Annotated in this window: 15 protein-coding genes; 6 read left to right on the forward strand and 9 right to left on the reverse strand. The window is 58.0% G+C overall.

Annotated features, from left to right (window positions below; all coding sequences use genetic code 11):
- Nucleotides 1-16: 16 nt before the first annotated feature.
- Nucleotides 17-1,867, forward strand: coding sequence for a SurA N-terminal domain-containing protein (locus BMX80_RS12015; RefSeq protein ID WP_074868816.1), 1,851 nt, complete (start codon nt 17-19; stop codon nt 1,865-1,867).
- 102 nt (nt 1,868-1,969) lie between these two features.
- On the opposite strand, the gene fabI is transcribed toward BMX80_RS12015, so the two are convergent.
- Genes fabI through BMX80_RS12045 form a run of 6 tightly spaced genes read right to left on the reverse strand, consistent with a single transcriptional unit; the run spans nt 1,970 to nt 10,239 of the window.
- Nucleotides 1,970-2,764: an enoyl-ACP reductase FabI gene (gene fabI / locus BMX80_RS12020; RefSeq protein WP_071871312.1), complete on the reverse strand. Its 795-nt coding sequence runs from the start codon at nt 2,762-2,764 to the stop codon at nt 1,970-1,972.
- Nucleotides 2,765-2,793: 29 nt separating this feature from the next.
- Nucleotides 2,794-4,392: an ABC transporter ATP-binding protein gene (locus BMX80_RS12025; RefSeq protein WP_074868818.1), complete on the reverse strand. Its 1,599-nt coding sequence runs from the start codon at nt 4,390-4,392 to the stop codon at nt 2,794-2,796.
- 3 nt (nt 4,393-4,395) lie between these two features.
- Nucleotides 4,396-5,433, reverse strand: coding sequence for an ABC transporter permease (locus BMX80_RS12030; RefSeq protein WP_074868821.1), 1,038 nt, complete (start codon nt 5,431-5,433; stop codon nt 4,396-4,398).
- A 3-nt stretch (nt 5,434-5,436) separates the two neighbouring features.
- On the reverse strand, nt 5,437-6,510 hold the full coding sequence (locus BMX80_RS12035; protein WP_074868823.1) for a microcin C ABC transporter permease YejB: 1,074 nt from the start codon (nt 6,508-6,510) through the stop codon (nt 5,437-5,439).
- On the reverse strand, nt 6,511-8,376 hold the full coding sequence (locus tag BMX80_RS12040) for an extracellular solute-binding protein (protein ID WP_235821643.1): 1,866 nt from the start codon (nt 8,374-8,376) through the stop codon (nt 6,511-6,513). It lies immediately after the preceding gene.
- Nucleotides 8,377-8,409: 33 nt separating this feature from the next.
- Nucleotides 8,410-10,239, reverse strand: a complete 1,830-nt coding sequence (locus BMX80_RS12045) for an extracellular solute-binding protein (RefSeq protein ID WP_074868828.1) — start codon at nt 10,237-10,239, stop codon at nt 8,410-8,412.
- Nucleotides 10,240-10,400: 161 nt separating this feature from the next.
- On the opposite strand from BMX80_RS12045, the gene BMX80_RS12050 reads away from it, so the two are divergent.
- Nucleotides 10,401-11,840, forward strand: coding sequence for an HDOD domain-containing protein (locus tag BMX80_RS12050; protein ID WP_074868831.1), 1,440 nt, complete (start codon nt 10,401-10,403; stop codon nt 11,838-11,840).
- A gap of 101 nt (nt 11,841-11,941) precedes the next feature.
- On the opposite strand, the gene BMX80_RS12055 is transcribed toward BMX80_RS12050, so the two are convergent.
- Complete coding sequence (locus BMX80_RS12055; protein ID WP_074868832.1) at nt 11,942-13,309, reverse strand: LysM peptidoglycan-binding domain-containing protein; 1,368 nt, start codon at nt 13,307-13,309, stop codon at nt 11,942-11,944.
- Between the two features lie 77 nt (nt 13,310-13,386).
- Entirely contained in the window at nt 13,387-14,181 is a 795-nt protein-coding gene (gloB, locus tag BMX80_RS12060; RefSeq protein WP_074868835.1) for a hydroxyacylglutathione hydrolase, read from the reverse strand.
- A gap of 141 nt (nt 14,182-14,322) precedes the next feature.
- Between gloB and BMX80_RS12065 the strand changes: the two genes are divergently transcribed.
- From BMX80_RS12065 to BMX80_RS12080, 4 genes are all read left to right on the forward strand, one after another.
- The gene (locus BMX80_RS12065) at nt 14,323-15,090 is read left to right on the forward strand and encodes a class I SAM-dependent methyltransferase (protein ID WP_071871425.1); all 768 of its coding nucleotides are present in this window, start codon (nt 14,323-14,325) and stop codon (nt 15,088-15,090) included.
- A gap of 9 nt (nt 15,091-15,099) precedes the next feature.
- The gene (rnhA, locus tag BMX80_RS12070; RefSeq protein WP_074868836.1) at nt 15,100-15,534 is read left to right on the forward strand and encodes a ribonuclease HI; all 435 of its coding nucleotides are present in this window, start codon (nt 15,100-15,102) and stop codon (nt 15,532-15,534) included.
- Nucleotides 15,535-15,589: 55 nt separating this feature from the next.
- Entirely contained in the window at nt 15,590-16,339 is a 750-nt protein-coding gene (gene dnaQ, locus BMX80_RS12075; protein ID WP_074868839.1) for a DNA polymerase III subunit epsilon, read from the forward strand.
- Between the two features lie 255 nt (nt 16,340-16,594).
- On the forward strand, nt 16,595-18,850 hold the full coding sequence (locus BMX80_RS12080) for an Orn/Lys/Arg family decarboxylase (RefSeq protein WP_074868841.1): 2,256 nt from the start codon (nt 16,595-16,597) through the stop codon (nt 18,848-18,850).
- A gap of 70 nt (nt 18,851-18,920) precedes the next feature.
- On the opposite strand, the gene nhaB is transcribed toward BMX80_RS12080, so the two are convergent.
- A complete protein-coding gene (nhaB, locus tag BMX80_RS12085) occupies nt 18,921-20,432 on the reverse strand; it encodes a sodium/proton antiporter NhaB (RefSeq protein WP_074868844.1) in 1,512 nt (503 codons plus the stop codon).
- Between the last annotated feature and the right edge of the window lie 294 nt (nt 20,433-20,726).

Raw genomic sequence — 20,726 nt, forward strand, 5'->3', positions numbered from 1 at the left:
GCACGCTGGGGGAAGCATGCTGCAAAACATTCGTGACAATTCGCAGAGCTGGATCTCGAAGGTTGTGATCGGCGCTGTGGTGCTGGTGATGGCACTGTTTGGCTTTGACGGCATCGTGAACTTGGCCTCCAACAGCCAAGACGCGGCTGAAGTGAACGGCGAAGTGATCAGCAAGGTAGAGCTGGAACGCGCGGTTGAGCGTCAGCGTCGTGCGCTGTACCAGCAGTTAGGTAATCAGTTTGATGAGTCGCTGATTGACGACAAACTGCTGCGCGAAGCGGCCCTGAAGGGCTTAATCGAGCGCAGTGTGCTGATCCAAGCCGCCCGCGACGGCAAAATGGATCTGGCCCCGCAGGCACTCGATCAGTTGATTCTGCAAGAGCCGGCCTTCCAGCTGGAAGGCAAGTTCAATGCCCAGCGTTTCGATCAGCTGATTAGCCAGAGTGGCATGAACCGCCAAAGCTTCCGCGATTCGATGACTCAAGATGTGCTGCTCAATCAGCTGCGCTTGGGCGTTGGTGCCAGTGATTTTTCCACCGGCAAAGAAGTGCGTGAGCTGGCTGCGTTAGAGCAGCAAAAGCGTGATTTCGCCCTGCATGTGATCAAGGCAGACAGCAGCGCGATTACTCCCAGCGATGACGAAGTAAAAGCTTACTTTGAAGCGCATAAAGCGGAGTTCATGAGCCCTGAGCAGGTCGTGGTTAACTACCTGAGCCTGAACAAAGCGCATTACTTCGATCAGGTGGAAATCACCGAAGAAGCGCTGGAAGAGTTGTATCGTCAGCAAATTGCTAATTTGGGCGAGCAGCGCCGCGCTGCGCACATTTTGGTAGAAGTCGGCGAGCTGAACGACGACCAAGCCAAAGCCAAACTAGAAGCTGTGCAAGAACGCCTGAACAAAGGCGAAGACTTTGCCGCGCTGGCCAAAGAGCTGTCTGACGACAAAGGTTCAGCCACCGACGGTGGCGATCTGGGTTACGCCGGTACTGGCGTTTATGACCCAGAGTTTGAAAAAGCCCTGTATGCGCTGGGCGCTGACGAAGTGTCGCAGCCGGTGCGTACTGAGTTCGGTTGGCACCTGATCAAGCTGTTGGGCGTGCAAGCGGCTGAAGTTCCTACGCTGGAAGCCCTGCGTCCGCAGCTGGAGCAAGAGCTGAAGAACAGCGAAGTGGAAAAACTGTTTGTCGAAGGCAGCCGTCAGCTGGAAAGCTTTGCTTACGAGTCGTCAGACCTGCAGCAGCCTGCTGAAGAGTTGGGCCTGAAGGTGGAAACCAGTGCCGCGTTTACCCGTAACGGTGGCGAAGGCGTGCTGGCTAACCCGCAGGTAGCGCGTGCAGCCTTTAGCCAAGAAGTGCTGGAAGAGGGGGCCAACAGCTCACTGATCGAGCTGGATGCCGACACTGTGTTGGTGCTGCGCGTAAAAGAGCACCTGAAGCCCAAGCAGCAGAAGCTGGAAGACGTCTCTACCGCGATTGCCGATCTGCTCAAGCAAGAGCAAGCCAACGAGCAAGCTAAAGCGGCTGCTGACGCTTTGCTGGCCAAGCTTGAGGCTGGTGAAGCCGCTAATGTGGCTTGGGAAGAAACCAAGGCCGGCACACGCATGCAAGAAGGCGTGAACCCGCAAGTGCTGCAGGTGGTGTTCCGCCAGGCTAAGCCTGAAGCCGGTAAGCCTGTGTATACCCAGGCAGTGCTGGGTAGCGGTGACGTTGTGGTGATCCGTGTGGATGCTGTGACTGAGGGTGAGGTTGAGCTCGCTAGCGAAGAGCAGGCGATGTTCCAGCGCTACTTGGCCTCGCGTAATGGCCAGCAAACGTTTGAGGCTTATCGCAACGCGCTGCAAAGCACAGCGGAAGTCGAGAAGTTTTAAGCGATATTGCCCGGCGCGGGAAACCGCGCTTGGGCTTTAGCGATAAACAAAGAGGCCGCTCATTGAGCGGCCTCTTTGTTTATGGGGTAGTAGAGACTGTGATTACTCCTCTAAGCCACCCATAGCGGTGATATTGAAGCCGCCGTCGACATAGGTGATTTCACCGCTCATGCCTGAAGCCAAATCAGAGCAGAGGAAGGCAGCCACGTTACCGACTTCGTCGATGGTCACGTTGCGGCGCAGCGGGGTTTGCCGTTCGTTCGCGGCGAGCATCTTGCGGAAGCTCTTAATGCCACTGGCCGCCAAAGTACGGATTGGGCCGGCGGAGATCGCATTCACGCGGGTGCCTTCTGGGCCCAAGCTGGTGGCTAAGTAGCGCACACCGGCTTCCAAGCTGGCCTTGGCCATGCCCATCACGTTGTAGTTAGGCATAGTGCGCTCGGCGCCCAAGTACGACAGGGTCAGCAGGCTGCCGTTGCGACCGGCCATCATCTTGCGACCAGCGCGGGCCAGGGCGACAAAGCTGTAAGCGCTGATGTCGTGGGCAATCTTGAAGCCTTCGCGGGTGGTGACGTCGGTAAAGTCGCCATCCAGTTGATCGCCGGGGGCGAAACCGACCGAGTGCACGATGCAGTCGAGGCCGTCCCACTTTTGGCTAAGGGCTTCGAACACTGATTCAATTTCGGCGTCGCTGGCCACATCACAGGGGAAGCACAGCTCAGGGCCGGAGCCCCAGCCAGCGGCGAACTCTTCGACACGGCCCTTGAGCTTGTCGTTCTGGTAGGTGAAGGCCAGTTCTGCGCCTTCACGGTGCATGGCGGCGGCGATGCCGGAGGCAATCGACAATTTGCTGGCTACGCCAACGATCAAAACGCGTTTACCTGCGAGAAAACCCATGGTCATTCCTTCCTTTTGTCTGGGCAGTGTTAGTGGCGCATAAACGCCGCTTCTAACAGCTGCCGGGTATAGGCATGCTGGGGATCACGGAAGATTCCGGCTGCCTCGCCTTGCTCCACCACTTGACCTTGGCGCACCACCATCAGGTGATGGCTGAGCGCCTTGACCACGGCCAAATCGTGGCTGATGAACAGGTAGGTCAGGTTGTACTTGACCTGCAAGTCGCGCAATAACTCGACCACTTGCCGCTGCACGGTGCGGTCTAGGGCTGAGGTGGGCTCATCCAACAGGATCAGCTCAGGTTTCAGCACCAGTGCACGAGCAATGGCGATACGCTGGCGCTGCCCGCCAGAGAACTCGTGCGGGTAGCGATGGCGCGTTTCGGGGTCGAGCCCCACTTCCGTGAGCACCTCAATAATCGCTTGTTCACGCTCGTCGGCAGAGCCCATGCCGTGGATCTCAAGGCCTTCACCAATGATCTGGCCCACCGACATACGCGGGCTCAGACTGCCGTAAGGGTCTTGAAACACCACTTGCAGTTGCCGGCGCAGCGGGCGTACTTCGTGCTGCGACAGCCCTTGCAGGCTTTGTCCGTGAAAGCGGATTTGGCCCTCGCTACCCAGCAAGCGCAGTAGCGCCATGCCGAGGGTCGATTTGCCAGAACCACTTTCGCCGACAATCCCTAAGGTGTGCCCGCGCGGCAAACTGAAGCTGATGCCGTTAACCGCTTTAACGTGGTCGACGGTGCGGCGCAGAATGCCTTTCTTGATCGGGAACCAGACCTTCAGCTGTTCGGCTTGCAGAATAATCTCACCGGGGGCGTTAGCCGCCGGATCGCCACTGGGGTCGGCTGCGATCAACTCGCGGGTATAGGGATGACCGGGCGAGGTGAACAGTGCTTCACAATCGTTGGTTTCGACGATCTCACCTTGCTTCATGACACATACGCGATGGGCAATTCGCCGCACCAAGTTCAAATCGTGGCTGATCAGCAAAATCGCCATGCCCAAACGGGCCTGCAAATCTTTCAGGAGATCGAGGATTTTTAGCTGTACGGTGACGTCCAGCGCGGTGGTCGGCTCGTCGGCGATCAGCACGTCGGGCTCGCAGGCCAGCGCCATGGCGATCATCACGCGCTGCCGCTGGCCGCCGGACATTTCGTGCGGGTAGGCGCTTAAGCGCTTGGCTGGCTCTGGCAGACCGACTAAGTCAAATAGCTCGATGATGCGCTGCTTGGCTTCTTCGCCGCGTAGGCCTTTATGCAGCTCCAGCACTTCGGCGATTTGCTTGCCGACACTGTGCAGCGGGTTCAGCGAGGTCATCGGCTCTTGGAACACCATGGCCACACGATTGCCGCGAATGCCGCGCAGGGCGCTTTCATCCATGCCCAGCAGGTTTTGCCCGTCGAGCAGAATCTCTCCGGCAGGGTAGCGGGTGATGGCTTTGGGCAGCAGGCGCAAAATCGAGTTGGCCGAGACGGATTTGCCGGAGCCGCTTTCGCCCACGAGGGCTAAGGTTTCGCCTTTACGAATCTCAAAGCTCACCCCGTGCACCACGCGGGTGGGCTTCACGCCTTGTAAAAACTCGACGGTTAGGTTGTTAACGCTGATTAAGGCTTGTTCGCTCATGGCTTACTTCCGTGGGTCGAAGGCGTCACGGGCGGCTTCGCCGATGAACACAAGAAGGGTGAGCATGACCGACAGCACCATAAAGGCGCTGATGCCGAGCCACGGCGCTTGTAGGTTGCTCTTGCCTTGGGCAACCAGTTCACCCAGCGATGGCGAGCCAGCAGGCAGGCCAAAACCTAGGAAGTCCAGCGAGGTCAGGGTGCCAATCGCGCTGGTGAGAATAAACGGCATAAAGGTGATGGTAGAGACCATGGCATTGGGCAGGATGTGCCGGTACATGATCGCGCCATTGCCCATGCCCAGTGCCCGTGCAGCACGCACGTATTCGAGGTTACGGCCGCGCAAAAACTCAGCGCGCACCACATCAACCAAGCTCATCCACGAGAACAGCAGCATGATGCCCAGCAGCCACCAAAAATTCGGCTGCACGAAGCTGGCGAGAATAATCAGCAAATACAGCACCGGCAGGCCCGACCAGACTTCTAAGAAGCGCTGGCCGACCAAGTCGACCCAGCCGCCATAGAAGCCCTGCAAGGCCCCGGCAAACACGCCAATGATCGAGCTGATGATGGTCAAGGTAAGGGCAAACAGTACCGAGATGCGGAAGCCGTAAATTACCCGCGCCATCACGTCGCGGCCTTGGTCGTCGGTGCCCAGCCAGTTATCCGCTGAGGGCGGCGCGGGGGCCGGTACTTTAAGGTCGTAGTTAATGCTGTCGTAGCTAAAGGGGATCGGCGGAAAGACCATCCAGCCGTCTTTCTCGGCGATCAGCTCGCGGATGTACGGGCTTTTGTAGTTGGCCTCTAGGGGGAATTCGCCGCCGAAGTCGGTCTCGGCATAGCGCTTGAGTACTGGCACATAAAGGCCGCCGTCATAGACCACCAGCAAAGGTTTGTCGTTGGCGATCAGCTCGGCGCCGAGGCTCAAAATAAACAGGGCGAGGAACACCCATAGCGACCAATAGCCACGGCGGTTGGCCATAAATCGGCGCAGACGACGTTGATTGACCGGATTTAGGCGGGGCAGTAAGCGATGCAACATGACTCAGCCCTCGCGACTTTCGAAGTCGATACGCGGATCGACCAAGGTGTAAGTGATATCGCCGATCAGCTTCACGATCAGGCCCAGCAAGGTAAAGATAAACAGGGTGCCGAATACCACCGGGTAATCGCGGTTCAGTGCTGCCTCGAAGGACAGCAGCCCCAAGCCGTCGAGGGAGAAGATCACCTCAATCAGCAGGGAACCGGTAAAGAACACGCCGACAAACGCTGCGGGAAAACCAGCGACGATAATCAGCATGGCGTTACGGAATACATGGCCGTACAGCACGCGGTTTTCGGTGAGGCCCTTGGCGCGCGCGGTGACCACGTACTGCTTGTTGATCTCATCGAGAAAGGAGTTTTTCGTCAGTAGGGTTAAGGTGGCGAAACCGCTGATGGTGAGCGCCGTGACGGGCAGCACTAAGTGCCAGAGGTAATCGACGATCTGCTGGCCGAGGGTCATTTCTTCGAAGTGATTGCTGGTCAGGCCGCGCAGTGGGAACCAATCCAGATAGCTGCCGCCGGCGAACACCACAATCAACATAATCGCCAGCAAGAAGCCGGGAATTGCATAGCCGACGATCACTGCCGTGCTACTCCAGACATCAAACGGGCTGCCATGATGCACGGCTTTGCGGATGCCTAGCGGAATAGATATCAGATACGTGAGCAGGGTGCTCCACAGACCGAGGGAGATCGACACGGGCATTTTTTCTTCGATCAGGCTGATCACCGAGGCATCGCGGAAGAAACTGTCGCCAAAGTCGAAGTGCAGGTAGTTCACCAGCATGATCCAGAAGCGCTCGACCGGTGGTTTGTCGAAGCCGTACATTTTTTCGATTTCGGCAATCAGCTCGGGGTCGAGGCCTTGCGCGCCACGGTAGTTGGAGCCAGCTACCGAGACCTCCGCACCGCCACCTGAGATGCGGCTGGTAGCGCCGTCAAAGCCTTCTAGCTTGGCGATCATCTGCTCAACCGGGCCACCGGGGGCGGCCTGAATGATGACGAAGTTGAGCAGCAGAATCCCCAAGAGGGTGGGGATGATCAGCAGCAAGCGGCGAATGATGTAGGCGAGCATTTACTCGGCGTCCTTGTCGGTGACAGCAGCGTCGGAGATAGCGGCATTGTCAGGCGCCGGGGTGGGTGCTGCCGTGGCGGCGGCAGATGGCTCGGTGGGGGCTTTCCACCAGGTGAACAGGGCGTAATCCAGCGGTGCCGGGTTGGCTGGGCGTTGCAGCGGTTGCCAGTAGGCAACGCGCCAGGTGTCGACATACCAGTTGGGCACTACGTAATGGCCCCACTGCAGCACGCGATCGAGGGCGCGCACATGATTGATTAAGTTTTCACGGGTGGTGGATTTGATCAGGCTTTCTACCAGCGCATCCACGGCCGGGTCTTTTAGGCCCATCAGGTTGCGGCTGCCGGGGTTGTCGGCGCTGCTGGAATGCCAATATTCCAACTGTTCGTTGCCCGGTGAGCTGGACTGGCCAAAGCCAGAAACAATCATGTCGAAATCACGTGAGCGCAGGCGGTTGATGTACTGCGAGACATCCACGCGGCGGATTTCCATCTCGATGCCCAGCTCTTTGAGGTTGCGCTTGTAGGGCAGCAGTACGCGCTCAAAGTCGGTTTGCGCCAGCAGAAATTCAAAGCGCAGCGGCTGGCCTTGAGCATTGACGAGTTGGTCGCCTTCAATACGCCAGCCAGCCTCTTGCAGCAGCTTAAACGCCGCGCGGCGTTGCTCGCGGATTACTCCAGAGCCATCGGTTTTGCTCGGCTGGTATTCCTTATCAAACACCTCGGCTGGCAAGTGTTTGCGCCAAGGCTCCAGCAGGTATTGCTGGTGGGTGTCCGGCAAACCGGTGGCGGCCAGTTCTGAGTTGTCGAAATAACTGCGGGTGCGGGTGTAGGCGCCGTAAAACAGCTGACGGTTGGTCCACTCGAAATCGAATAGCAGGCTCAGCGCTTCACGCACGCGGCGGTCGGCAAACAGCGGGCGGCGCAGGTTGAAGACAAAGCCTTGCATGCCAGCTGGGTTGCGGTTGGCCAGCTCTTCTTTAATCAGGCGGCCGTCTTTGATGGCGGGGGTGTCGTAGGCGGTGGCCCAGTTTTTTGAGCTCATCTCTAAGAAAAAGTCGAACTGCCCGGCCTTAAAGGCCTCTAGCGCTACGGTGTTGTCGCGGTAGTAGTCGATCTGCACCTTGGCGAAGTTATAAAAGCCGCGATTAACCGCAAGGTCTTTGCCCCACCAGTCGGCCACTTTACTGAAGCTTAACTGCCGTCCGGCTTCGACTTGAGTAATCTTATACGGGCCGCTGCCCAGTGGTGGCTCTAAGGTGGTTTTGCTGAAATCGCGCTCGGCCCACCAATGCGCGGGCAGTACCGGCAGCTGGCCGAGAATCATCGGCAGTTCGCGGTTGTGGCTGTGTTTAAAGTCAAAGCGCACTTGCCGTTCGGACTCAACCACGACCTTATCGACATCGGCGTAATAGGCTTTGTAGCCCGGCGCACCATGCTCCATGAGGGCATTGAAGGTGAACGCTACGTCGTTAGCCGTCACGGGTTGGCCATCGTGAAAGCGGGCCTGTGGACGCAGAGTGAAGCGCACCCATTGGTTGGCCGGGTCTTTCTCGATGGTTTCCGCCAGCAGGCCGTATTCGGTAAACGGCTCATCGAGGCTGTGAAAGGTCAAGGTTTCGTACAGCAGGTGTAATTGATCGCCGGCCACCCCTTTGCTGATATACGGGTGCAGGCTGTCAAAGCTGCCAAAGCCACCTAAACGCAGGGTGCCACCCTGCGGTGCGTCTGGGTTTACATAGTCGAAGTGCTGGAAGTCAGCGGGGTATTTAGGCGCTTCGTCATACAGGGTAATGGCATGTTGGCCAGCAGCTAACAGGTGGCTGCTGGAGAAGCAAAAGCCCAGCAATAAAGCGATGTGGCGCATCTTAGACATGCGAGTTCCTTGCAAAGACGGGCGTTACAGGCGGTATTCAGGCTTCAGCCACCAGGCGCGTAGGCCCAGGGTATAAGGCGGCGTGGCGCCTTTTTCGAAGCGGTTCCAGTAGGCAACGCGGTGGTAGTCGATATACCAGTTGGGAATCATGTAGTGCTCGTGCATCAGCACGCGGTCAATCGCACGTGCCGCGCCGACTTGCCGTTCGCGGGTTTTCGCGTTGATCAGTTGGTCGAGCAATGCGTCGATGATCGGGCTGCGCACTCCCGCATAGTTACGCGCGCCACGCACATTGGCTTGGCCGGAATGAAAGTACTGCAACTGCTCAAGACTGGGGCTTAACGACTGCGACAGGGTCATTAGGATCATGTCGAAGTCATAACCATCGAGGCGCTGTTTGTATTGCGAGCGATCAACGGTGCGCAGTTCAGTGATGATGCCAACGCGGGCGAGGTTCTCGCGGTAGGGCTGCAGAATGCGCTCAAAATTGGGGTTAACCAGCAGCATTTCAAAGCGTAGCGGTTGACCATCGGCATTGACCATAGCGCCGCCGCGGTGGCGATAGCCGGCTTCATTGAGCAAGGCGAGGACTTCGCGCAGGGTGTCGCGCGGAATGCCGTGGCCGGCGGTTTCCGGGATCTCAATCGGTTGGGTGAACAGCTCTGCGGGCAGCTGTTTGCGGAAGGGCTTAAGCAGCAGCCACTCTTCGCCAGAGGGCAAGCCATCGGCGCGGAATTGGCTGTTGGGGTAATAACTGCGCGAGCGTTTGTAGCTGGAGTTAAACAGCGTGCGGTTAGTCCATTCAAAATCAAATAGCAGGCTCAGCGCCTTGCGCACGCGCACATCGGCAAATACCGGGCGGCGGGTGTTAAAGAAAAAGCCTTGGGTTTGCGTGGGAATTTGGTGGGCAATTTCTTCTTTTAATACCGCGCCACGGTGTAGGGCAGGGAAGTTGTAGCCGTTGGCCCAGTTTTTCGCTTGATGCTCGATATACACATCAAATTCGCCGGCCTTGAAGGCTTCAAAGGCCACGTGGCTGTCGCGGTAGAACTCCACGGTCATGCGGTTGACGTTGTACTTGCCGCGATTAACCGGCAGTTTCTCACCCCACCAATTGCGCACGCGCTCGAAGGTTAAGCGGCGCCCGGGCACCACTTCAGTGATCTTGTACGGGCCGCTGCCTAGCGGCGGCTCGAAGGTGGTGGCGCGGAAGTCGCGGTTTTTCCAGTAGTGCTGGGGCAGTACGGGCAGTTCAGCGAGTTGCAGAATCAGCTGTGGATTGCCGCTGCGCTTGAGCACAAAGCGGATGCGGTGGCGATCCAAGATATCCACCCGCGCCACTTCTTGCAGGTAGGTGCGGTACTGCGGGTGGCCTTCTTTTAATAGCAGACGGTACGAAAACGCCACGTCATAGGCGGTGATCGGCTTGCCATCGTGAAAGCGTGCTTCGGGGCGCAGGTTAAACACCGCCCAGCTGCGATCGTCCGAGTACTCGACGCTTTTGGCAATCAAGCCATAGGCGGTGGAGGGCTCCTCCCCATTGGGGTCGTAGAAGCCATTGCCGACCATCAGTGGCTCGTTTAGCTCGGTGATGCCGTACTGAATAAAGTTCGGTGTGCCAATCGGGCTGGTGCCCTTAAGGCTGTAGGGATTCAGGGTATCGAAGGTGCCGTTACCCATAATGCGCAGCGTGCCACCCTTGGGCGCATCGGGGTTCACCCAGTCGAAGTGAGTGAAGTTGGCGGGGTACTTAAGGCTGCCAAACTGCGTATAGCCATGGCTTTCTGTTACGCCGCCCAGCACAAGCGGAGAGCAAGCAAGGCTGGTTAATAAAAAAGTAAACAAGCGCAACATGATGTGGATGAAATCCGTAGATAAACGACGCGTTACGTTACCAGTTTGCGGGGCGGTGAAGAAAGCCTGTCACCGTGGAGGTGTGATGGCGTTTTGCTGTCTACACTCTGTAATGGGATCTTCAGTTTGCTCCACGGAAGGCTTTGACGTGTGAGGCTTGTGTGACGCAAACAACCGGACTTGATTACTGGCTCAAACGGTTCACCGACAGCGATTTGCCGGCTTTGGCGAGTGTGGTGAACGATTTACAGCAGCTCGCCGCCGACGACGACACCTCGGTTAAACAGTTGGCTGATGTGCTTTTGCATGATGCAGCGCTGACATCGCATGTGCTTAAGGTAGCCAACAGCATTTATTACAACCCTATGCAGGAAAGCATTCGCACCATTTCGCGGGCGATTGTGTTGCTGGGGTTTGCCAATGTGCGCAGCATTTGTTTGTCCACCAGTTTGGTCGATGCCTTGCTGCAACAGCGGCCGCACCAACAGCTGCTGGAGTTGCTCGCACGGGCCTTTCATGCTGCCGTGCAAGCCCGCAATATCGCCAGTTACCTGATGGCGCGTGATCAGGAAGAAGTGTTTATCGCCGCTTTGCTTTATCACCTCGGCGAGCTGGCGTTTTGGAGCTGTGCCGGCGAAGCCGCAGACCGCTTGGTAACCCTGCAAAGCGCGCCGGGGGCCGATGCGGATGCGTGCGTGCGCCAGGTGTTGGGGGTGAGCTTTGCGCAGCTGAGCCAAGGCTTGGCCAAGGCGTGGAATTTGGGAGAGAACGTCGTGTTGGCGCATGCCGGCGGCACCCGTAAAGAGCCGCAGGTGCAGGCGATTGTGTTGGGCGTGCAGATTAGCGATCAGTCCTTAACTGGCTGGGACCACCCTGCGATGGAAAAGCACCTGCAGGAATTTGCCCAGCTGGCGGGGATTACCGCGCAAGAAGCCTTAGAGCAGGTACTGCAAAGTGCCGAAGAGGCAGTGCGGGTGGTGGCTACCTTTGGCGATGAGCGCTTAGCGGGGCTGATACCGGCCACCGACCCCGAGCAAATCGCTCGCCAACAGCAGCAACGTAAAGCCTGTTTGTTGCAGCCGGATTTGACGGTGTTGCAAAGCTGCCTGCAAGACATGGGCATGCTGGCCAATAAGCAGGTCGGCGTGGATGTTTTGCTGCAAACCTTGCTGCGTGGCTTACATCAAGGCGCGGGCCTTGAGCGGGTGATGGTTGCGGTGCTCGCGGAGGGGCAGAGTTGCTTTCGCGTACGACAGGCGGTGGGTGAGGGCTTTGCGCACAAGCTGCTGGATTGGCGCTTGCCGGTCGACAATCCCGCGCAGCGGCACTTGTTCAGCTACGTGCTGCGCGATCGAGAGGTCTTGTGGATGGGCGTGCCGGCGACCAGCAGTTTGCTCGATTTGGTCACCCAGCCCATGTTGCAGTACCTAGAAAAAGGCATGTTCTTTATTGCCCCGGTGATGGCCGGCAGCAGGCCGGTGGGCGTGCTCTATGCCGACTCGCGGTTGTCTGGACGGGCGCTACTCAATGAGCAATTTGTCGCCTTCAAGCGCTTTGTGCAGCTGGTCAATCGCGCCTTAGACAAAATGACCGCACGGTAGAAAAGCAACAGGCCACCGCTGGGTGGCCTGTTTGAAGAGGGGACCTGTAAGCATCCTTGCAATACAGGTCAGAGGGGACCGTTAAAGCAGGTCGTGCCGAATTAGCGACTGTATAAGGTGAGCAACTGTCCGGGTTTGAGTGCTTTGTTGGCACTTGGGTTCCAGCGCTGAATATCTTTTACGCTGACGCCATGATTACGGGCGATCAACCATAAGTTATCACCACGTTTGACGGTGTAGCGCTTATGGCTTTTGTCCGCTTTGCCGGCCTTGCTGGTTGCCTGAGCTGAGCTGGGCTTGCCGGTATCGGGCACCACTAAGGTTTGCCCAATGCGCAGGTTGTTGCTGCGCAGGTTGTTTAGCTCTTTCAGGCTGCTGACCGACAGCGAATAGCGACTAGCAATGCCCCACAGGTTATCCCCCGAACGCACCGTGTGCTGCGCCCAAGCGCTGGCCGGTTGCTTGTCTAGCGATTGAAGGCTGAGGGTGAAATCTTCCAGCTTATCCACCGGCACTAGCAGTGCTTGCGGGCCATCTAGGGTGATGTTCTTTTTAAAGGCGGGGTTGAGCTGTTTGAGCTCGTCTTCGGTAATCTCTGACAGGCTGGCCAGTTTGCGCAGATTAACCCGCTGCTTCAGCTCAACCACTTCGAAGTAGGGCTCGTTGGCCACCGGGGTAAAGCTCACGCCATAGGCTTTGGGGCTCATCAGCAGTTCCGAGAGCGCCAGTAGCTTGGGCACGTAGTTCATGGTTTCGCCGGGTAGCTGCAAGTTCCAGTAGTCGGTCGGCAGACCGCGTTTCTGGTTGCGCTCCATGGCGCGCATCACTGTGCCTTCACCGGCGTTATAGGCGGCCAGCGAGAGCAGCCAATCACCGTTAAACATAGTGTTTAAACGCTGCAGATAACGAATCGCCGCTTGCGTAGAAGCCATCACATCGCGGCGGCCGTCGTACCACTGAGTTTGCTTCAAGTTGAAGTTGCGCCCGGTAGAAGGAATGAACTGCCACAGGCCGCTGGCATGGCTGCGCGAGTATGCATAGGGGTTGTAGGAGCTTTCGATGATCGGCAGCAGCGCCAGCTCAAGCGGCATGTTGTTGGCTTCGAGCTGCTCAATGATGAAATACAGGTACGGTTCGCTACGCTCGGCGGCGACGCTGATGACTTTGCCATTGCTGACGTACCACAGGCGCTGCTGTTCGATACGCGGGTTGGCGCCGATCAGCTCGTCCTGCAGCTGCAGGCCGTCACGCACGCGCTGCCACAGGTCTTCTGGGCTGGCGTCTTCTTCAATCACCACTAACTCTACCGGCTCCTGCAAGTGCAGGTTGGTATCTAAGGTGTCTGGGTCGGGCTGCGACTGAAAGCTTTGACAAGCACTCAGTAGCAGCACGGCTAAGACAAGGCTAGCGGTTTGGCAGGCGCTGCGCCCGCGATCCCAACCATGGGACTTGCTTGGCTTTTGCGGCATGGGCAAGGTCTGACATGTGGCTCGACAAGCGGGCGATTTTGTTGATCGACGGCGCTTTGGTCAAGATGACCGGCGTCTCAAAATTCGTTCTTCCACTGGCGGAGCAAGGCGAAGGCGTTGTGATTGCTGGATTTGGGCTGATTTTTTGACGCCTGCCATTCGTCGATTTTTTTACGGATCTGTGCTGAGTCACTGCGTAAAAAGGGGTTGGTGGCCCGCTCCAAAGCGATGGTCGAGGGCAATGTGGGCAGATTGGCGGCACGTAAACGCTGCACTTCAACAATGCGTTGTGCCAAAGCCGGGTTATCTGGTTCGACGGCGGCGGCAAAGCGTAAGTTGCTGGCGGTGTACTCATGCGCGCAGCACACCAAGGTGTTGTCGGGCAGGGCGCTTAGCTGGGTGAGCGAGTGATGCATTTGTTCCGGGGTGCCTTCAAACAACCGACCACAGCCACCGCTAAACAAGCTGTCACCGCAAAACAGCCAAGGTGCTTGGGCACCATCGCTGATTAGATAGGCGATGTGGCCAAGGGTATGCCCCGGCACGGCCAGCACTTGGCAGGTTAAGCCGTGCAGTGGGGTGAGTTGTTCGCCGCCGTGCAGGGCAATGTCGCGCGCGGGAATTTTCTCGCTGCTGGGGCCGTACACCTGAGCCCCGGTGAGCTGCTTGAGCTCACTAATGCCGCCAATATGATCGGGGTGGTGATGGGTGATCAGGATGTTGGTCAGCTGCACTTTGGGGTGCTGGCTCAGCCAAGCTTTCACCGGCTCGGCAGTGCCGGGGTCTACCACCAAGCAGGTTGCTGTGGGTGTGTGTTCCAGTAGCCAAATGTAGTTGTCAGTAAAAGAAGGCAGGGCGATTAACTGATACATGGCAGATCTCGGTAGGCAGCGTTTACAGAGGTGGATTCGAGGTTGACACCGGCTTGCCCAGTGTTATCTATGGAGATGTTAACAAGCTTTGCACACGCCATTGGCGTGGCAACTAAATCGGCTTACATCACAGGTGAGGGCATGTTGGAGCTACAACCCCCCCCGCAATGGACATCCTGCGAAAACCCCTTGGTCGCGGCACGTCAGTGGTTTGCCGGTGATGTGGGTAGCCAGCTATGGCAGGCCGAGCAGCAGCACTTGCAACAGATGCTGGAAAGCTTGTTCGGCAGTTATTGGGTGCATTACGGCCCCTGCCACGGCTTGCCGCTAAAGGCCGAGCAGATGCGCCACCGCATCAGTTTGGGGCCGCAAGGCATGGCGGCCGAGATTATCTGCGCCGAGCAAGCGTGGCCGGTGCTGGAGCATGGCGTGGATATGGTGTTGTTGCAGCATGGGCTGGATTTCAGCCCGGCGCCGCATACCTTGCTGCGCGAAGCGGCGCGCGTGGTGCGCCCCGGTGGTCATTTGCTGATCTTAGGCTTCAACCCGTGGAGCACTTGGGGCGTGCAGCACCGTTGGCGTCAGCGTGGCTTTGCGGGGCTTAAGCCGGTGGCGGTCAACCGCTTGGTCGACTGGTTACACCTGCTGGGCTTTGCGGTGGAGAAACGCCGCGCTGGGTGTTATTGTCCGCCGCTTTCCAGCCCCGACTGGCAGCAGCGCCTGGCTTGGTTAGAGCCCGTAGGCGCTCGTTTGCAGTTGCCGGGCGCCGGGTTTTATCTGCTGCAAGCGCGCAAATTGATGAGCGGCTTGCGCCCGCTGCAACAACCGCGCAGCGGCAAAGTGGTGCAGCTGCTGCCTATGCCAGTAGCACGCGCCAATCGCCGGCAGAATGACCCCTTAGATCCGTAAGGAAACCGCATGACCGACGTGGTCGAAATTTTTACCGACGGCGCCTGTAAAGGTAACCCCGGCCCCGGCGGCTGGGGTGCACTGCTGTGCTACAAAGGCCATGAGCACGAACTGTGGGGTGGCGAGCGCGATACCACCAATAACCGCATGGAGCTCACCGCCGCTATCCAAGCTTTAGCCACCCTCAAACGCCCCTGTGACGTGCGCTTGGTCACCGACTCGGAATACGTGATGAAAGGCATCAATGAATGGATGCCCGGGTGGAAAAAACGCGGCTGGAAGACCGCCGCCAAGCAGCCGGTTAAAAATGCTGACTTGTGGCAGCAGCTTGATGAGCAAGCGGCACGCCACAAGATTGAATGGCGTTGGGTGCGCGGCCATACCGGTCACCCCGGCAATGAGCGCGCCGATGCCTTGGCCAACCGTGGCGTCGCTGAGCTGTAATTTGCATTGTTCGCCGCGTGCCTAGTGCGCGGTCATCACCGATTGAGGAAACCCCATGCGCCAAGTGGTGTTGGATACAGAAACCACCGGTATGCCGGCCAGCGATGGCCACCGCATTATTGAGATTGGTTGCGTCGAAGTGATTGGTCGCCGTCTCACCGGGCGGCACTACCACGTCTACCTGCAGCCGGACCGCGAAGTGGATGAAGGCGCGTTCCAAGTGCACGGCATCAGCAACGAGTTTCTCGCCGATAAGCCGCGTTTTGGCGACGTGGTGGCCGAGTTCGTCGAGTTTGTGAAGGGCGCCGAACTGGTCATTCATAACGCCGACTTCGACGTCGGCTTCTTGAATGCCGAGTTCGAGCGCTTAAACCGCGCCAAAGGCACAAGCCATCCGCTGGTCGAAGACATCTGCGGCGTGCTCGATACCCTGAAGATGGCCCGCGAACGCCATCCGGGTCAGCGCAACAACCTCGATGCGCTGTGTAAGCGCTATGGCGTAGATAACTCCGGCCGCGACTTGCACGGTGCCTTGCTCGACGCCGAGATTCTCGCCGACGTGTATCTAGCCATGACCGGCGGGCAGACCAGCCTGTCGCTGGCTAATCAAGGCGCCGAAGGCGGTGGCGATGCTGCCTCTGCCACCGCGATTCGTCGTTTGGCCGCTGGGCGCGCGCCGTTGCCGGTGGTGCAGGCCAGCAGCGCCGAGCTGGAAGCCCATGAACAGTGGCTGGCTAAGTTGGATAAAGCCAGCGGCGGTAGCAGCGTATGGCGGCAGCTGGAAGGCGGCGAAACGCTGAACTAAGTCAGCACGGCTTTATGGAAACGCTGATTTAATCGGCGAATGGTTCAAGCGCAAGGCTTACGGAGCACAGCAGCCGAGACATATCGCCTGGTAGGCGAGGTTGTGTGCACCGCACAACGTAGTGATTGCGCCGTGCAGGCATTAAATCAGTGTTTCCTTATATCTAGGCGACATTTCACGCGCTTAGCAGTTCCATCCCTTTGCTGGGCGTTCTAGGCTCAAGCGAATAACAAAATTCGCGTCAAAGGGATGCGCATGTACAAAGACCTGAATTTTCCCGTGCTGATCGTGCACCGGGATATTAAAACCGACAGCGTTGCCGGCGAGCGCGTACGTGCCATTGCCAAAGCTTTGGAAGAGGAAGGCCTCGGCGTACTGCTCACCGCCAGTGCCAGCGATGGCCGCATTGTGGCGGCCACTCACCATGGTTTGGCGTGCGTGTTGGTCGCCGCAGAAGGCGCAGGCGAGAACCAGCGTTTGCTCGCCGATGTCGTCGAGTTGATTCGCGTAGCGCGGGTACGTTCGCCCAAGCTGCCGATTTTTGCCTTGGGTGAACAAAGCACCATCGAAAATGCCCCCGCTGAGGCCATGGCCGACCTCAACCAGCTGCGTGGCATTCTGTATCTGTACGAAGACACTGTGTCTTTTCTAGCTCGCCAAGTGGCCCGCGCCGCGCGCAGTTATTTAGATGCCTTACTGCCGCCGTTTTTTCGTGCCTTGCTGCAACACACTGCGCAATCTAATTATTCGTGGCATACCCCCGGGCACGGCGGTGGCGTGGCCTACCGTAAAAGCCCCGTAGGGCAAGCGTTTCACGAGTTTTTTGGCGAGAACACGCTGCGTTCCGATCTGTCCGTTTCGGTGCCAGAGCTTGGCTCGCTGCTCGATCACACCGGTCCCTTAGCCGAGGCAGAAGCCCGCGCGGCGCGCAACTTCGGCGCCGATCACACCTTCTTCGTGATTAACGGCACCTCGACAGCGAATAAGATTGTCTGGCATTCCATGGTCGGGCGTGGCGATTTAGTGCTGGTCGACCGTAACTGCCATAAATCGATTCTGCATTCGATCATCATGACCGGGGCGATACCGCTGTATCTGTGCCCGACGCGCAACGAGCTGGGCATTATCGGGCCAATACCGCGCAGCGAATTTAGTGCCGAGTCCATCGCCGCGAAAATTGCCGCTAACCCATTGGCGGCTGGCCGTGAGGCGAAAGTAAAGCTCTGCGTGGTGACCAACTCGACCTACGATGGCCTGTGCTACAGCGCGGATATGATTCGTGATGAGTTGGGCTCGCGCGTTGATGTGTTGCACTTTGACGAGGCGTGGTTTGCCTACGCGGCCTTCCACGAGTTTTACGCTGGTCGTAACGGCATGGGCGTATCGCACGGCCGCGAACGCTGTCAGCACCCGCTGGTGTTTGCTACCCATTCCACGCACAAAATGCTCGCCGCGTTCAGTCAGGCTTCGATGATTCATGTGCAGAACAGCGAGGCGCGCAGCCTTGATGTGGCGCGCTTTAACGATGCCTTCATGATGCACACCTCGACCTCGCCGCAGTACGGCATCATCGCCTCGCTGGACGTCGCCTCGGCGATGATGGAAGGCCCGGCAGGGCGCTCGCTGATTCAAGAAACCTTCGATGAAGCGCTGAGTTTCCGCCGTGCGCTGAGCCATATCCGCCAGAACCTCAAAGCCGATGAGTGGTGGTTTAGCGTCTGGCAGCCCGAAGCGGTGGAGGGCACCGATGCCGCGCAAAGTAGCGACTGGCAACTGGCGCCTGAGGCCAGTTGGCATGGCTTTGACGGTTTGGATGAAGGCTACGCACTGCTCGACCCGATCAAGGTCACCTTGTTGATGCCGGGCTTAAGCGTGGATGGTCAGCACGCCGAGTGGGGCATTCCCGCTGTGGTGGTGAGCAAGTTCCTCTGGGAGCGCGGCTTGGTGGTGGAAAAAACCGGCCTGTACTCGTTTTTGGTGCTGTTCTCCATGGGCATCACTAAGGGCAAGTGGAGCACGCTGGTTACTGAACTGTTGGAGTTCAAGCGCCTTTATGACGATAACGCGCCGCTGGCTGAGGCCTTGCCGTCGATTTGCGCGCAGCACCCGCAGCGGTATGCCCGTTTTGGTTTGCGTGATTTGTGCGATCAGCTGCACGCCTGCTATCGCCAACACAAAGCCCCGCGCACGTTGCGCGCTATGTATACCGCGCTGCCGGAGCTGGTGCTGAGCCCTGCCGAGGCGTACGACGCCTTAGTGCGTGGCGCCGTGGAGTCGGTGCCGCTAGATCAGCTGGAAGGCCGGATTGCCGCGGTGATGCTGGTGCCGTATCCACCGGGTATTCCGTTGATTATGCCCGGCGAGCGCTTTGCCAAAGGCGACGACGCGATCCGTGGCTATCTGCACTTTGCCCGGCAGTTGGATGCGCAATTCCCCGGCTTTGAGAGTGATATTCATGGTCTGCGCCGCGATGACAACGGCCAGCTTTTGATGGATTGCTTGAGCGAATAAAACCACTGCCAACAAAAAGCCCCGCAGGCAAAATGCGCTGCGGGGCTTTTTTATGACTGTCAGTGACGGGTTACAGCCAGTAGCTCACGCCAACCCAGCCAAGACCACCCATTACGATGGTGTACGGCAGGGCCATCCACACCATGCGGCCGTAAGACAGCTTCACCAGCGGCGCAATCGCGCTGGTGAGCAAGAACAGAAATGCCGCTTGGCCATTGGGGGTGGCCACGCTGGGCAGGTTAGTGCCGGTGTTAATCGCCACGGCGAGCTTTTCGAAATGCTCGCGCGAGATAGTGCCGGCATCCAGCGCTTGTTTCACTTCGCTGATATACACAGTGGCAACAAACACGTTGTCACTGATGGCCGAAAGCAGGCCGTTGGCAATAAAGAACATGCCCGGCTGCTGGGCTTCGGGCAGCGACAGCACCCAGTTGATTACCGGGGTGAACAGGTGCTGTTGGTGAATCACCGCAACCACGGCAAAGAACACCACCAGTAGCGAGGTGAACGGCAGCGCTTCTTCAAACGCCTTACCAATCGCATGCTCTTCGGTGATGCCGACAAACGCGGTGATCAGTACGATGATCATCAGACCGATCAGACCAACCTCGGCCACATGGAAGGCGAGGGCCAAAATCAGCAGCACCGCCGCGCAAGCTTGAATCATCAGGTGAGCGCGGTGGCCGTGGGTCATGCTCAGGCGCTCATGCTCGGCGAAGTCCCACAAAATTAAACGCACCGGCTCTGGCAGCTCGGCGCCATAGCCAAACCAGTGGGTTTTCTCTAGTACCAAGCAGGTTACTAAACCGGCAGCCAGTACCGGCAGGGTGATGGGCGCCATCACGGTGAAGAACTCGACAAAGTGCCAGCCGGCCTCGTGGCCGATCAGCAGGTTTTGCGGCTCGCCGACCAGCGTGCAGACGCCACCTAATGCGGTGCCGACCGCGCCGTGCATCAGTAGCGAACGTAAGAAAGCGCGGAACTGCTCGAGGTCGTTATGGTGAACGGCCACGACGTCGGAATCGCTGAGAATGTGGTGGTCATCGTGCAGTTTTTTGCCGGAAGCGACCTTGTGGTACACCGAGTAGAAACCCACCGCCACACTGATGATCACGGCCGTTACCGTCAGGGCATCAAGGAACGCCGACAGTACCGCGCACATCAGCGAGAAGATCAGCGACAGCACCACCTTGGAGCGAACCCCGAGCAAGATGCGGGTAAAGGTGAACAGCAGCAGGTCCTTCATAAAGAAGATGCCGGCGACCATAAACATCAGCAGCAAAATCACCGGAAAGTTGTGTTCGACCTCTTTGTAGAGGGTTTCCGGTGTGGTCAGGCCGATAATCAGCGCCTCAATCACCAGCAAGCCACCGGGCTGTAATGGGTAGCATTTCAGCGCCATGGCGAGGGTGAAAATAAACTCCAGCACCAGCAGCCAGCCGGTGACGACCGGGCCAAACACAAACAGCATCAGCGGGTTGATGAGCAGGAAGGCAATGATGGTCTGCTTGTACCAGTTCGGCGCATGGCCTAAGAAGCTCTGGCGGAAAGCCTGACCTAGCGAGGCATAGGCGTGTGGCATGGCGTGATCCTTATTATGAGTAAATCGTTATCTCGGGCTCTAATGGCGCGCTAGAGTAATGCTCGAGGGCTAAAAGTGCACCCATCAGCAAACGCTTCACGGCACGCTTGTCGGATGTAGTTGGACTTAGCGCACAAACCTAGAACGTGTCGGCATCGACATTTATCGGTTGCTTGTTATAGTGAACGTCAGTCTGGCAGAAGTATTTCTAAATCCAGAGCTTAGCCGATGAATCTGTCACACAGTGAAAAGAACATGACGCAGTTGCGTAGGGACTTTTCCGGCGTTCTGGTG

Source organism: Atopomonas hussainii, assembly GCF_900109735.1.
GTDB lineage: Bacteria > Pseudomonadota > Gammaproteobacteria > Pseudomonadales > Pseudomonadaceae > Atopomonas > Atopomonas hussainii.

Bases quoted from the DNA above. Each gene is read 5' to 3' on its own strand.
- BMX80_RS12015 (WP_074868816.1), top strand. From the start codon at position 17: ATGCTGCAAAACATTCGTGACAATTCGCAGAGCTGGATCTCGAAGGTT.
- fabI (WP_071871312.1), bottom strand. From the start codon at position 2,764: ATGGGTTTTCTCGCAGGTAAACGCGTTTTGATCGTTGGCGTAGCCAGC.
- BMX80_RS12025 (WP_074868818.1), bottom strand. From the start codon at position 4,392: ATGAGCGAACAAGCCTTAATCAGCGTTAACAACCTAACCGTCGAGTTT.
- BMX80_RS12030 (WP_074868821.1), bottom strand. From the start codon at position 5,433: ATGTTGCATCGCTTACTGCCCCGCCTAAATCCGGTCAATCAACGTCGT.
- BMX80_RS12035 (WP_074868823.1), bottom strand. From the start codon at position 6,510: ATGCTCGCCTACATCATTCGCCGCTTGCTGCTGATCATCCCCACCCTC.
- BMX80_RS12040 (WP_235821643.1), bottom strand. From the start codon at position 8,376: ATGCGCCACATCGCTTTATTGCTGGGCTTTTGCTTCTCCAGCAGCCAC.
- BMX80_RS12045 (WP_074868828.1), bottom strand. From the start codon at position 10,239: ATGTTGCGCTTGTTTACTTTTTTATTAACCAGCCTTGCTTGCTCTCCG.
- BMX80_RS12055 (WP_074868832.1), bottom strand. From the start codon at position 13,309: ATGCCGCAAAAGCCAAGCAAGTCCCATGGTTGGGATCGCGGGCGCAGC.
- gloB (WP_074868835.1), bottom strand. From the start codon at position 14,181: ATGTATCAGTTAATCGCCCTGCCTTCTTTTACTGACAACTACATTTGG.
- BMX80_RS12065 (WP_071871425.1), top strand. From the start codon at position 14,323: ATGTTGGAGCTACAACCCCCCCCGCAATGGACATCCTGCGAAAACCCC.
- rnhA (WP_074868836.1), top strand. From the start codon at position 15,100: ATGACCGACGTGGTCGAAATTTTTACCGACGGCGCCTGTAAAGGTAAC.
- dnaQ (WP_074868839.1), top strand. From the start codon at position 15,590: ATGCGCCAAGTGGTGTTGGATACAGAAACCACCGGTATGCCGGCCAGC.
- BMX80_RS12080 (WP_074868841.1), top strand. From the start codon at position 16,595: ATGTACAAAGACCTGAATTTTCCCGTGCTGATCGTGCACCGGGATATT.
- nhaB (WP_074868844.1), bottom strand. From the start codon at position 20,432: ATGCCACACGCCTATGCCTCGCTAGGTCAGGCTTTCCGCCAGAGCTTC.